The organism is bacterium (genome assembly GCA_035295165.1).
In the GTDB taxonomy this organism is placed as follows: Bacteria; Sysuimicrobiota; Sysuimicrobiia; order Sysuimicrobiales; family Segetimicrobiaceae; genus JAJPIA01.
Map to the genome: position 1 here is coordinate 1 of DATGJN010000047.1, position 12,893 is coordinate 12,893.

The 12,893-nt window shown below is 72.6% G+C and carries 10 protein-coding genes; 1 reads left to right on the top strand and 9 read right to left on the bottom strand.

Features of this window, described 5'->3' with window-relative positions:
* Positions 1–420 precede the first annotated feature (420 nt).
* Positions 421–1,512, top strand: a complete 1,092-nt coding sequence (locus tag VKZ50_06750) for a Glu/Leu/Phe/Val dehydrogenase dimerization domain-containing protein (GenBank protein ID HLJ59411.1) — start codon at positions 421–423, stop codon at positions 1,510–1,512.
* Positions 1,513–1,599: 87 nt separating this feature from the next.
* On the opposite strand, the gene VKZ50_06755 is transcribed toward VKZ50_06750, so the two are convergent.
* The 9 genes from VKZ50_06755 to VKZ50_06795 all read right to left on the bottom strand — a co-directional run bounded on the left by VKZ50_06755 (position 1,600) and on the right by VKZ50_06795 (position 12,884).
* Positions 1,600–3,909 carry a xanthine dehydrogenase family protein molybdopterin-binding subunit gene (locus VKZ50_06755; protein ID HLJ59412.1) on the bottom strand — a complete coding sequence of 770 codons (2,310 nt, stop codon included), beginning with the start codon at positions 3,907–3,909 and terminating at the stop codon, positions 1,600–1,602.
* Positions 3,902–4,381: a (2Fe-2S)-binding protein gene (locus tag VKZ50_06760; GenBank protein HLJ59413.1), complete on the bottom strand. Its 480-nt coding sequence runs from the start codon at positions 4,379–4,381 to the stop codon at positions 3,902–3,904. The genes VKZ50_06755 and VKZ50_06760 overlap by 8 nt, the downstream gene beginning before the upstream one ends.
* Complete coding sequence (locus VKZ50_06765) at positions 4,378–5,259, bottom strand: xanthine dehydrogenase family protein subunit M (GenBank protein HLJ59414.1); 882 nt, start codon at positions 5,257–5,259, stop codon at positions 4,378–4,380. The genes VKZ50_06760 and VKZ50_06765 overlap by 4 nt, the downstream gene beginning before the upstream one ends.
* A gap of 17 nt (positions 5,260–5,276) precedes the next feature.
* Entirely contained in the window at positions 5,277–6,062 is a 786-nt protein-coding gene (locus VKZ50_06770; GenBank protein ID HLJ59415.1) for an SDR family NAD(P)-dependent oxidoreductase, read from the bottom strand.
* A complete protein-coding gene (locus tag VKZ50_06775) occupies positions 6,059–7,699 on the bottom strand; it encodes a hydantoinase B/oxoprolinase family protein (protein ID HLJ59416.1) in 1,641 nt (546 codons plus the stop codon). Before VKZ50_06775 ends, VKZ50_06770 begins: the two co-directional genes overlap by 4 nt.
* A gap of 2 nt (positions 7,700–7,701) precedes the next feature.
* Positions 7,702–9,693 (bottom strand): hydantoinase/oxoprolinase family protein, encoded by a 1,992-nt coding sequence (locus VKZ50_06780; GenBank protein ID HLJ59417.1) that lies wholly within the window; start codon positions 9,691–9,693, stop codon positions 7,702–7,704.
* A gap of 28 nt (positions 9,694–9,721) precedes the next feature.
* Entirely contained in the window at positions 9,722–10,729 is a 1,008-nt protein-coding gene (locus VKZ50_06785; protein ID HLJ59418.1) for a D-2-hydroxyacid dehydrogenase, read from the bottom strand.
* Positions 10,730–10,896: 167 nt separating this feature from the next.
* Positions 10,897–11,862: an alpha-ketoacid dehydrogenase subunit beta gene (locus VKZ50_06790; GenBank protein HLJ59419.1), complete on the bottom strand. Its 966-nt coding sequence runs from the start codon at positions 11,860–11,862 to the stop codon at positions 10,897–10,899.
* Entirely contained in the window at positions 11,862–12,884 is a 1,023-nt protein-coding gene (locus tag VKZ50_06795) for a thiamine pyrophosphate-dependent dehydrogenase E1 component subunit alpha (protein ID HLJ59420.1), read from the bottom strand. The genes VKZ50_06790 and VKZ50_06795 overlap by 1 nt, the downstream gene beginning before the upstream one ends.
* Between the last annotated feature and the right edge of the window lie 9 nt (positions 12,885–12,893).

Below are 12,893 nucleotides of genomic sequence, written 5' to 3' on the forward strand. Positions count from 1 at the left end.
CAACAGCGTCCGTTGCCGCAGCTGTCGGTGGATCTCCGCTCGGTGCTCATCCCGCAGCATCAGTGGCGCAGGGGGTCGGCTCATGCATTGAGCATACACCACCCATCGTTAAGTATCAATACATTTCGGACAATGCACTAGGGACTGAACGAGATGGCCCTTGAGGCCGTGCAGGCGCTGGGGCGAAGGCGAAGAGGCTTTCGGTCAAGGGGGTTAAGGCTGTGTTGGCGGCGACGAGGCACCATGATCCTGCGCGAACAACCTAGCGAGGCACTGCAGCGCGCCGAAGGATCAGACCGCGTGGACCCCGGCGCGATCGGCGACTCACTCGCTCGCGTTGTGAGGAGAGGAGTCACGGCCCTGCGCTGGTAATCTTACCGTGCCTGGGCAGGCGCCGAGGACCTTTCGGAGGGGGCGCGCATGGAATCGATCCTTGGCTATATGGAGCGCTACGACTACGAGAACGTGTTCCTCTGCCAGGACCGTACAGTTGGGCTGCGGGCCGTGATCGCGATTCACGACACCACGCTCGGCCCGGCGACCGGCGGGACGCGTATGTGGACATACGCGTCTGAGATGCACGCGATCGAGGACGCCCTCAGGCTCGCGCGCGGCATGACCTACAAGTACGCCGCGGCAGGCATCAACCTCGGCGGGGGCAAGTGCGTGGTCATTGGGGACCCCCGGGCGGAGCGGAGCGAGATGCTATTCCGCGCTCTGGGGCGGTTCATCAACCGCCTCGGCGGGCTCTACATCACCGGCGAGGACGTGGGGACGACGCTGCGCGAGATGGAGTACATGCGCATGGAGACGCCGTACGTCGTCACACTGCCGGCCTCGTGGGGCGGCGCCGGGCCGATCGGACCGGCCACGGCGTTCGGTGTCGTGCAGGGCATGAAGGCGTGCGCGAACGCCGTCTTCGGCAGCGACTCGCTCGAGGGCCGGTCCGTCACAGTGCAGGGGATCGGCGCGGTCGGCTCGGAGGTGATTCCGCTGCTAGCGCAGGCCGGTGCGCACGTCACCATCGCCGACATCGACGCGGACAGGGTGAGCGCGCTCGCTGCCCGGTACCATGTCGAGGTGGCAACTCCCGAGGCCATCGCCGGGCTCCAGGCCGACGTCTTCTGCCCGTGCGCGCTCGGGGGCATCCTGAACGCCAAGACGATCCCGCAGCTCCGCGTGCGGATCGTCTGCGGCTCGGCGAACAATCAGCTCGGGGACGAGGAGGACGGGCGCCGCCTCGAGGACCGGGGGATCATGTACGCGCCCGACTATATCGTCAACGCGGGAGGCACGATCTTCGACACCGACCGCCTGAACCCGGGCGGGTTCAACCGTGAGCGCGCGATGGGCAACGTCGCGCGCATCTACGAGACGATGTCCGCGCTGATCGGCATCGCGCGCAAGGAGCGAATCCCGACGGCGCAGGCCGCGGACGTGTTCGCGGAGCGGCGGATCGAGGCCGTACGCAAGGCCAAGCTGCTTGCCCACGAGGGTGAGCGGCGCATGTAGGCGCCGGGCGGAGCGATCGCCGCCGACGGCGGCCGAGACCGCGTGCGCGGGCCGCGAGCGTCGGAATAGACGCCCGGCGCCTTCCGTCTAGTCTTCGCCGAACAGTCCCAGCGCGCGCGCCACGCGCTCCGGTGTGATCGGCAGCTCCGCGATCCGGACGCCGATCGCATCTTCGATCGCGTTCGCGACGGCCGCGGCCGGCGGGCCGATCGGCGGTTCTCCGATGCCTCGCGCGCCGAACGGGCCCTTGCCGTCCCCCGACTCGACGAGCAGCGGCTCGATGTCGGGCACGTCGAGCGAGGTCGGAATCAGGTACGCGGCGAAGCTGGTCGACAGGTTGACGCCGCGCTCGACGACGATCTCCTCCATGACCCCGTACCCCAGTCCCATCACCGCGCCGCCCTCGATCTGTCCCTCCACGCTCTGCGGGTTGATCGCCGTGCCGACGTCGTGGCAGGCGACGTGCCGCAGCACGGTCACGGCGCCCGTCTCGGCGTCCACCTCCACCTCCACGGCGTGCGCCCCAAACGTGTAGTCGGGAAACACGCGCCCTCCGCCGCGTTCAAGGTCTACGGGATCGCCGGCTGGAGCGTGGTAGCTGCCGAGGTAGCTCCGGGGCACGCCGAGGCGGGCGCATTCCTTCATGACGTCGGCAAGCGTGACGCGCCGGCCGGACGCAGCGACGGCGCCGTTCTCCCGCAGCGCCACCCGGTCGACGGGCGTCTCGAGCATCTGGGCGGCGACCCGCACGATCTGCGTGCGCAGCTCTGTGGCCGCGGTGAGAACCGCGTTGCCGGACATGTACAGCTGGCGGGTCGCGGTCGTGGTGCCGGCGAGCGGCGTGAGCGCGCTGTCGGCGATGTGTACGGACACCCGGTCCGCGTCCACGCCGAGGACCTCCGCCGCGATCTGGCACAGGGAGGACGCCTGCCCCCCTCCCACGTCCGGAACCCCGGTGCGGACCACCACGCTGCCGTCGGTCTCGACCCCGACCCAGGCGCTCGCCCAGTCGTGCAGCCAGACGATGCGGCCGTAGGGCTGGAGGTTGCACGCGAGTCCCCGGCCGACCCGGTGATGCGGCGTCGAAGGCGAGCGGGCGGGCCCGAGCGCCGTCCACGCGCGCCGCGCGGCCTCGGCCACGCCGACGTGATTGTCGAGCTCCTGGCCGACCGGCAGCCGGTCCCCGCGGCGCAGTGCGTTCGCGGTGCGCACCTCCAGGGGAGACAGACCCAGGCGCCGGGCGACCTGATCGATCTGCGACTCATACCCCAACACCATCTGCATCGCGCCGAAGCCGCGCATCGCGCTCGTCGGCGGGTTGTTCGTGTAGGCGACGCGCGCGTCAACCGCGACCGCGGGAGTCCGGTACGGGCCAGCGGCCGTCACGGTCGCGTACATCAGCACGAGCGCGCTGAGATAGGCGTAGGCGCCCGAGTCCGCCAGCAGCTCGACCTGCTGCGCGACGAGCGTGCCGTCCCGCATCGCGCCGGTACGGTAGTGCAACACGAACGGATGGCGCTTCGGGCGGGCGAGAAGCGACTCCTGGCGCGACCACACCATCCGCACCGGGCGGCCGGTGCGCGAGGCCAGGAGCCCGAGGAACACCTCCACGGTAACGTCTTCTTTGCCGCCGAAACCGCCGCCGACGTACGGGCCGATCACACGCACCTTGTTGTGCGGCAGCCCGAGCACGTCGGCCACGTCGCGGAAGTGCTCGATCACCTGCGTGGACGCGCGGATCACGACCACCCCGTCCGCGTCCACCCACGCGACGCCGGCCTCGGGCTCGAGGTAGGCGTGGTCGACGAGGCCGCATCGATAGGTGTGTTCGACCACGAGATCCGCCCGGGCGAAGGCCGCGGACACGTCCCCCCGCTGCACCTGCCACCGGGCCAGCAGGTTGCCCTCGTCGTGCACGCGCGGGGCGTCCGCGCGAAGCGCGGCCTCCGGGTCGAACACCGCAGGCTGCTCCTCGTACTCGACCCGGAACAGCTCGAGCGCCCTCGCGGCGATCTCACGCGTCTCGGCCGCCACGAGCGCCACCGGTTCCCCCTGGTAGCGGACCCGCTCGTCGGCCAGCACCTGGATGCGCGCGCGCAGCGGGCCGACCGTGGTCGTCTGACCGGGGACGTCCGTCCACAGGGAATTGCGCGGGACGTCGCGGGCCGTGAGCACGGCCGCGACACCCGGCAGCGCGGCAGCGGCCGCCGTGTCGAGCCGCACGATGCGCGCGGACGGATACGGCGAGCGCAGGACCGCGCCGTGCAACATGCCCGGCATCTGCCAGTCCGCGGCGTAGAGCGTGCGGGCGCGGACTTTGTCGCGCGCGTCGTGACGGGGAAGCCGTTGACCGACGACGCGCAGCGCCTCCCGCGTGACGGCGGCGCCGTCAGCCACGCGGGGCCGCCCGCTTGGCGCACGCGGCGATCGCATCAACGATCTTGGTGTACCCGGTGCACCGGCAGAGGTTGCCGGCGATCGCGCGGCGGATCTCGGCGCGGCCGGCCTGCGGATTGTCTCTTAAAAAGGCGTACGCGGTGAGGATCATGCCGGGCGTGCAGAACCCGCACTGCGCGGCGCCGTGTTCGACGAACGCCGCCTGGAGCGGGTGGAGCGCTTCGCCGTCGGACAGCCCGCGCAGGGTCACGATTTCCCGGCCGTCGACGCGGCCGGCGAGCACGAGGCAGCTGCTCACCGGCTCCCCGTCGAGGAGCACCGTGCACGTCCCGCAGACGCCCTCCCCGCACCCCTCCTTGACCTCGACCGCCCCGAGGTCGTCCCGCAGCACGTCGAGCAGCGTGCGGTGCGCGGCGACGCGGTGTTCCCGGCGCTTGCCGTTCAGCGTGAACGCGATCCGGAGCTCGGTCACGGGCCGACGCTCCCCGCGGCGCGGGCCGCCGCCCGGTCCAGCGCCCGCGCGGCGAGCACGCCGGCGAGGTGGCGGCGGTACGCGGCCGACGCGTGCACGTCGCCGTCCGGTTCGATCTCGAGCGGCCGCGCAGCCAGCGCCTTCCGGATCGTATCCCCCGTGGGCGTTTCGCCGGTGAGCGCTTCCTCCACGCGGGTCAACCGCTGTGGGACCGGTCCAACCCCGGCCATCGCGACGCGGGCGCGCGCGACCCGCCCGGCCGCGTCGAGCTCCACGACCGCCGCCGCGGCGGCGATCGCGAAGTCGCCGACGCGACGGCTGAACTCCTCGATCGCGGACCCGGTCCGGGCGCCGGGGACCGGCAGGAGGATCCCGACGACCAGCTCGCCGGGCTGGAGCGCGGTGGTGAGGATCCCCACGAAGAAATCGGCCGCCGCGATCTCCCGCCGTCCGCGCGCGCTTTGCGCGACGACGGTGCCGTCGAGCGCGCGGACGACCGCCGGGAACTCCGCAGCGGGGTCGGCGTGCGCGACGCTGCCGCCGATCGTGCCCAGCGCGCGCACGCGCACGTTGCCGATCAGCGGGGCGGCCTCCTGCAGAAGTGGGCAGGCGCCGAGCGCCCCCTCGCCGCGCTCGATCGCGCCGTGGCGCACGAGCGCGCCGATCTCGAGCATGCCGTTGTCGCGCCGGACCGTGCGCAACTCGCGGAGGCGGTCGAGGTCCACGACGATCGCCGGCCGCGCGAGGCGCAGCGTGAGCATCGGCACGAGACTCTGCCCGCCGGCGAGCGGCTTCGCGTCCTCGCCGCGGGTCGAGAGGAGCTCCAACGCCTCGGTGAGCGTGGCGGGTGCGGCGTACTCAAACGGTACGGCCGGCATCGCTCGAAGCCCCCTCCTCAGACGTCCCAACCGCCGTCGACGATCAGATCGTGCCCCGTGATCTGCCGGCTGTCGTCGGACGCGAGAAACACCACAGCGCGGGCCACGTCGTCATCGGTGGAGAAGCGGCGGAGGGCGGTCTCGTCCACGTACTCTTCGAACACGTCGTCCTTCGTGGCGCCGCGCACGCGGGCTTTCTCGGCGATGATTCCGGTCATGCGTCCGCCCTCCACCACGCCCGGACAGATCGCGTTGACGTTGACGTTGAACGGACCCACCTCGAGCGCGAGCGTGCGGGTCAGCCCCCGCACCGCCCACTTCGACGACGAGTAGGCGGCGCGGTACCGGTACCCGCGCAGGCCGGACGTCCCGGCGATGTTGATGATCTTGCCGGAGCGCTGCGCGATCATCGCCGGCACGACCGCGCGGCAGCACAGGAACACGCCTCTCAGGTTTACGCCCAGCACGTGGTCCCACGCCGCGGGATCGATCTTGTGGAGCGGCGTCTCGATCGGCCCCGTCACCCCCGCAGCGTTGACGAGGATGTCGATGCGCCCGAACTCCTCCTGCGTCCGGAGCGCGAGCGCCGCCACCTGGTCCTCCGCGGTCACGTCCGTGGGCACCACGAGATACCGGCCGCGCTGGTCCCTGGTGCGGAGGTCCGTCACGAGCGCCTCGAGCGCCCCCGCCTCCCGCGCCGCGGCCACGACGTGTGCGCCCTCGCGCGCCAGCGACCCGCAGATCGCGCCTCCCATGCCCTTCGCCGCGCCGGTGACGATCGCAACCCGGTCGCGCAGTTTCACGGCGCGTCCCCCCTCTGAGGGTTCGACATGTAGCCGTTCCACAGGTCGGCCTGCACGAGCTCCGTCGGCCGCTCCGCCGGGGGCCCGAACCCCCCGCCCCCGCAGCTCTCCACGACCACGAGATCGCCGCGCTGGAGGTCGCGGTTGTCCTTGCCCCGCAGCGGACTGTACCGCCCCTCCCGCTCCAAGAGTACGCGAAACGGGGCCCCGTCTCCCCCACCAAAGATTCCCCACGGCGCGACCCGCACCCGCTCGATCATCGTGGCGAGCTCCGCGTGCGGGCCGAGGAGCCGGTAGGCGCGCCGCAGGCCCAGCCCGCCGCGGTGGCGCCCGCCCCCGGCGCTGTCCGGGATCAGCTCGCACCGCTCGACGCGCAGCGGATACTCGCTCTCGATCACCTCGACCGGCGTGTTCATGACGTTGCTCATATGCACGCGCACCGCGTTCGTGCCGTCGCGGCCCGCACTCCCACCCTCGCCGCCGCCGTGCACCTCGTACAGCAGGTAGGGCCGCCCGCTCTCGTGCCGCCCGCCGAAGATCACCAGCCCCGACGTTCCCGGTCCGCCGGCGACGATCCGGTCGGGGAGGACCGGCGCGAGCGCACGGAGCAGGGCGTCGACGACGCGCTGAGACGTCTCGTGGTTGCCGCCGACGCGCGGCGCCTCCGGCCCGGGGTCGAGCAGCGACCCCTTGGGAATCCGCACATCGATCGGGCGGTAGCAGCCGGCGTTCGCAGGGATGTCGGGGCCAAGCAGCGCCCGGGCCGCGTAGAAGACGGCGGACGCGGTGACGAAGCGCGTGGCGTTCAGGGGGCCGCGGGCCTCCGGTGCCGTGCCCTCGAAATCGGCGCGGAACGTGTCCCCGTCCACGGACACGCGGACGGCGATCCGGAGCGGCCCGCTCTCTCCGTCGTCGTCCAGCCAGTCCTCCCCCGCGTACGTGCCCGTCGGCAGCTTCGCGATCTCCGCGCGCATCATCGTCTCCGATTCGTCGAGGAACCGCTCCATGCATGCGGCGACGACCTCGGCCCCGAAGCGCTCGAACACCTCCCGCAGGCGCGCGGCGGCCACGGCGTTCGCGGCGTACTGGGCGAGGATATCACCCCGCCGCTCCTCCCGGCCGCGGACGTTGCTCAGGACCATGTCAAGCATGGGCTCGTTCGGCTCGCCCCCCAGAAACAGCGGGACCGGCGGAATGCACAGACCCTCGGCGTAGCGGTCCCGCGCCGCGGTGACGTAGCTGCCCCGGCGGGCGCCGCCCACGTCGGGCCAGTGGGCGAGGCTGATCGCAAACGCTGCCGGCTGGCGGCCGAAGAACACCGGCGTGATCGCCTTGACGTCGGGAAGGTGGTTGCCGCCGACCTCCGGGTGATTCGTGAAGTAGACATCGCCCTCGCGCAGCGCCGACGCCGGGACCCGCCGCAGAAACTCCTCCACCGTGAAGGCCATCACGCCCAGGTGGATCGGAATGTCCTGGCCCTGCGCGATCAGCCGTCCCTGCGCGTCGGTCAGTGCGCAGGACAGATCCCCGGCTTCCTTCAGCACCGGCGAACGCGCGGACCGCATCAGGACGACGCGCATCTCCTCCGCGATCGAGAGGATCGCGTGGCGCACGACTTCCACGGTAACGGGGTCCATCGTCACGTTCCTTCGATCCAGAGCAGGTCCAGCGCGTCCCGCCGCACGGTCTGTCCGGGATAGACGACGACCGTCGACCACTCGTCCTCGACGATCGCCGGCCCCGGCACGGCGGACCCGACGTCGAGCTCGTGGCGTCCGCACACCACCGCCTCGGCCCACCCTGTCTGGTAGAAGAACGCGCGCCGGATCTTCGGCCCGCGGCGCGGCGCTGAGGACGCCGCAGGGAGGATCGCCTCGGGCGACGGCGCGACCGCGGCGACGCGCACGGTGACCGCTTCGACCGGCTCCTCGGTCGCGTACTCGTACTCCCTGCGGTGGGCCTGCGAGAACCGCCGCGCGATCGCCGCTTCGTCGAGCCCGGCGGCGACCGGCACCTCGATCTCGTAGTTCTGCCCGGAGTACCGGAGGTCCATCGAGCGCCGCAGGACCACGTCGCCCGGGGGGACGCCGTCGTCCGCGAAACGGGCCAGCAGCTCGGCTTCCAGGTCGCGCAGCGGGGCTTCCCAGACCTCCGGAGCGTCGCGCGCGAGCTGCGCGCGGACGGTCCGCGCCGCATCGTAGCGCAGGTCCGCGAGCAGGCAGCCGCAGGCGGAGAACACGCCGGAGTGTGGGGGAACGAGCACGCGCGGCATCCCGGCGAGGACCGCCAGCCGGCCGGCGTGGACCGGCCCCGCCCCGCCGTACGCGATGAGCGTGAGGCGCCGCGGGTCGAAGCCGCGCTGCAGCGAGACCAGCCGGATCGCGCGCAGCATCGCCGCGTTCGCGATTTCCACGATACCGGCAGCGGCCTCCGGCGCGGCGAGGCCGTAGCGCGCCCCGATCGATTCGATCGCCGCCGCCGCCCGGTTCGGATCGAGCCGGAGCCCCCCGATCTCCTCCTCGGGGTTGAGGTAGCCGAGCACCACGTACGCGTCCGTGACGGTCGGCTGTGCGCCGCCGTGGCCGTAGCAGGCCGGGCCGGGATCGGCCCCGGCGCTCTGGGGTCCTACTCGCAGGGCGCCCGCGCGATCGCGCCAGGCAATCGATCCGCCGCCGGCGCCGATGCTCTCGACGGCCAGCGACCGCAGGCGCACCGGCTGCCCCTGGACGCGGCGCTGCGAGACGGTCGCCACGCCGCCGTCGCGGATCAGGCACACGTCGGCGGACGTCCCCCCCATGTCGAGCGTAACCGCGTCCGTGACGCCGGCGTGCGCGCCGACCGCGCGCGCCGCCGCCACCCCACCCGCCGGGCCCGACATCAGCATCGCAAGCGGCGTTTGGCGCATCCGGTCGGGCGAGGCCATCCCGCCGCTCGACTGCATCACGTGGAGCGGCGCGCGCACGCCCGCCGCCGCGAGCCCGGCCACGAGGTCGTCGAGGTACCGGTCGACGAGCGGCATCAGCTGCGTGTTGACGCACGTCGTGTGCGTACGCTCGTACTCCCGGAACTCCGGGTTCACGTCGGAGGACAGGCACACATACGGAACGTGAGGAGCGAGCAGCGCCCCCAACCGGCGCTCGTGCGCCGGGTTTGCGTACGCGTGCAGCAGGCTGACGGCGACCGCCTCGACCCCCTCGCGCCTGAGCGCGTCCGCGACGCCCGCGATGTCCGCCTCGTCGAGTGGCGTGAGCACGCGCCCCTCGTGGTCGACGCGCTCGGTCACCTCGAACCGCAGCGCGCGGGGCACGGCCGGCGGCGTCCGGCCGGGCACGTCGAGCCGGTAGAGATGATCGCGCTGCTGCCGGGCGATCTCGAGCACGTCGCGAAAGCCCCGCGTGGTCACGAGCCCGACGCGCGCCCCGCGGCCCTCCACGAGAGCGTTCGTCACGACCGTCGTGCCGTACGTCAGGCGCGCGACGTCCGCGCCGGCGCGCAGCGCGTCCAACCCGTCGAGGAGCGCGCGCGACGGGTCGCGTGTCGTCGGCACCTTGCGCACCCGAGGCGGTCCCCCGTCGCGCAGGTGCGCGATCACGTCGGTAAACGTCCCGCCGACGTCAACGCCGACGTTCATCGTGGTTCGGCACGCCGCGGCGCGCCCGTCACGCGCCGTCGCCGCCAGCGTCCGCCGGCACGTATCCGCGCCGCTTGTCGACGACGTTCAGCAGCGGGTCGCCTCCGCGCCAGCGCGCGAAGTTCTCGCAAAACAGCTCCGCCAGTGCGTCCTGGGAACCGGCAAAGTCGCCCGACATGTGCGGCGAGACGATCACCCCCGACATGTCCCAGAACGGATGGTCCGTGGGAAGCGGTTCCTCCCTGAACACGTCCAGCGCCGCGCCGGCGATCCGCTTCGCGAGGAGAGCGGCGAGCAGCGCGTCCTCGTCGACGATCGGCCCGCGCCCCACGTTGATCAGGCGGGCGGTCGGCTTCATGCGCGCGAACGCCGCCTCGCCGAACAGACCCTTCGTCTCCGGGGTCAGCGGCACCGCGACGACGACGTAGTCCGCCTCGGGCAACACCGCCCCGAGATCGCGCGCGCCCACGATGCGCCCGAGATCGGGGTCCGACGCGCGGGCGGTCCGCGCCGCGCCGATCACGCGCATGCCGACGCAGCGCGCCAGCCGCCCGATCGCCCGCCCGATACCCCCCGCGCCGACGACGAGCGCCGTTTGCCCGCGCAGCATCTCGGTCTCGCGGAACTGCCAGGCGTGGCGCCGCTGCAGGCCGATCGTCGCGGCCGAGTCCTTCGCGAACATCAGCAGCAGGCCGAGCACGTACTCGCCCATCGCGTGATCGAACACGCCGCGTGAATTCGTGAGCGTCACGCCGCTCGACGCGAGCTCGGGGAACAGGACCGTGTCGACGCCGGCCGCGGCGACGTGGATCCACCGCAGGTGGCGTGCGTGCGCCCACGCGTCGCGCAGGATCGACGACTGGAAGTTCCACACCAGCGCGGCGTCCGCGCCGGCGAGCGCGTCCCGCAGCTCTTCCAGCGACGCCGCGTACCGAACCACCGCCGCCTCCTCCACCGGCTCGAGGCCGGGTGGCCGCTGCCCGCGCCGCACGAGCACGGCGACCACCGGGCGTTGCCCGGACGCCCGCCCAGTCATTGCGTGTGCGGGCCGGCCCGGCGCGGCATCAGGCCCGGCCCGCCGCCGCGACGGCACGCGATGGATGGGGAAGCGCAGCAAGAGCGCGCGAGCGCGGCGATGCCCCCGAAGGAGGGCGTGCGGCCGACCGGCGGCGGGCGTCTCATCGCCGGCGCCTCCGGCACCCGCTACCAGCGCGCAAGTCGCACCATGGCGTCGCGGATGCGATCGACGCTCGGGAGGTACGCCGTCTCCAGCGGAGGCGCGTACGGCACGGGCGTGTCGGGCGCGCCGACCCTGCAGATCGGGGCGTCGAGCGACGTGAAGAGGTGCTCGCCGATGTGCGCGGCGATCTCGGCCCCGAGCCCCCCGCGCAGCCGGTCCTCGTGCACGACCAGCGCGCGGCTGGTGCGGGCGACCGACTCCGCGATCGTGGCGAGGTCGAGCGGCAGGAGGGTGCGGAGATCGATCACCTCGGCCTCGATGCCGTCCCGCGCGGCGGCCTCGGCGGCCTCCAGGCAGCGGTGGACCATCATCCCGTACGTGATGACGCTGAGGTCGCGCCCGGGGCGCCGCACCGCGGCCGCGCCCAACGGGACGAACGCAAGACCGCCGTCTACCTCGGCGCGCTGCGAGCGGTACAGGGCTTTATGCTCGAGGTAAAGGACCGGGTTGGGGTCGGCGATCGCCGACAGCAGGAGCCCCTTCGCGTCCGCGGGCGTCGCGGGGAACACGATCTTCAACCCGGGCGTGTGAAAGAAGTACGCCTCCACCGACTGCGAGTGAAACGGTCCGCCGTGCGTGCCCGCGCCGCAGGGAGCGCGGATCACGAGCGGCACGCAGCCGCCGGCGCGGTACGCGGACGTCGCCGCGACGTTCACGATTTGGTTGAACGCGTTGGAGATGAAGTCGGCGAACTGCATCTCGGCTACCGGGCGGAGCCCAACGAGCGCCGCGCCGACCGCCGCGCCGACCACCGCGGCCTCGCTGATCGGCGTGTCGATGACGCGCCAGGCCCCGAACTCGTCCTGGAGCCCTTTTGTGAGCTTGAACGCCCCGCCGTACGCGCCCACGTCCTCGCCGAGCACGATCACAGAGGGGTCCGCGCGCATCGCCTGGCGCAGGCCGTCTGCGATCGCTTCCAGGTACGTCATCACGGCCACGGCTGGCCCTCGCAGTACACGCCTCGCTCGAGCTCGGAGGGATCCGGAGGCGGGCTGGCTTCAGCCCACGCCTGGGCCGCCTCGACGTCCGCGAGAGCCTCGGCCCGCATGGCCTCCGCCTGCTCCGCGGTCAGCACCCGCGTCTCCACCAGGTAGGCTTCGAACCGCGCGACGGGATCCCGCGGGCGCCACTCGTCCAGAAGCGCCCTCGGGACGTAGGATGCGTCGTCGGCTTCGGAGTGCCCACGGATCCGCATCGTCCGGCACTCCAGAAACGACGGCCCGTCTCCCCGCCGCGCCCGATCCACCGCGCGCCGGGCGCCGTCGTAGACCGCGAGGACGTCGTTCCCGTCGACGGAGCACGAGGCCATGCCGTAACCCGCCATGCGCTCGGCGATCGGCCCGGCGACCTCCCGGTCCACCGGCGTAGAGAGGGCGAATTGGTTGTTCCAGCACACGAGCACGAGCGGCAACTTGAGCACCGCCGCGAGATTCGCCCCCTCGTGAAACTCCCCGGTCGCGAGCGTCCCCTCCCCGAACGACGCCATCGCCACGCGCGCTTCCCCGCGCACTCGGAACCCCAGCGCCGCGCCCGCGGCCACGGGGATGCTCGCGCCGATGTGATCGATGTGGAGCAGGATGCGGGGCCCGAGCCCGCCGATGTGCAGGTTCCCTTCGCGGCCGCGGGTGGGCGACCCGACGCGCCCGAGGAAATTCGCGAAGTACAGCCCGAGCGGCATGCCCAGCACGAGCCTGGCGCCGAGGTCGCGGTGGAGCGTCGCCGCGACGTCGAGGGGGCCGAGCGCGTACGCCGCCCCGACGGCGATCGCCTCGTGGCCGTAGCCGGTGAAGCAGGCCCCGATCACGGCACCCTGCTGATACAGCTTGACGATGCGCTCCTCGGCCAGACGCTGCCGAAGCATCCACCGGTACAGCGCCCGGAGATCGTCCGAGGTGAGGCCCGCAGGGACCGCAGCCGGCGGGACGGCCGCCGGCTCACGCCGGTCTGTCATGCGCCGGCC

Coding starts and splice junctions, on each gene's coding strand:
- VKZ50_06750 (HLJ59411.1), top strand. CDS start 421: ATGGAATCGATCCTTGGCTATATGGAGCGCTACGACTACGAGAACGTG.
- VKZ50_06765 (HLJ59414.1), bottom strand. CDS start 5,259: ATGCCGGCCGTACCGTTTGAGTACGCCGCACCCGCCACGCTCACCGAG.
- VKZ50_06775 (HLJ59416.1), bottom strand. CDS start 7,699: ATGGACCCCGTTACCGTGGAAGTCGTGCGCCACGCGATCCTCTCGATC.
- VKZ50_06780 (HLJ59417.1), bottom strand. CDS start 9,693: ATGAACGTCGGCGTTGACGTCGGCGGGACGTTTACCGACGTGATCGCG.
- VKZ50_06785 (HLJ59418.1), bottom strand. CDS start 10,729: ATGACTGGGCGGGCGTCCGGGCAACGCCCGGTGGTCGCCGTGCTCGTG.
- VKZ50_06790 (HLJ59419.1), bottom strand. CDS start 11,862: ATGACGTACCTGGAAGCGATCGCAGACGGCCTGCGCCAGGCGATGCGC.
- VKZ50_06795 (HLJ59420.1), bottom strand. CDS start 12,884: ATGACAGACCGGCGTGAGCCGGCGGCCGTCCCGCCGGCTGCGGTCCCT.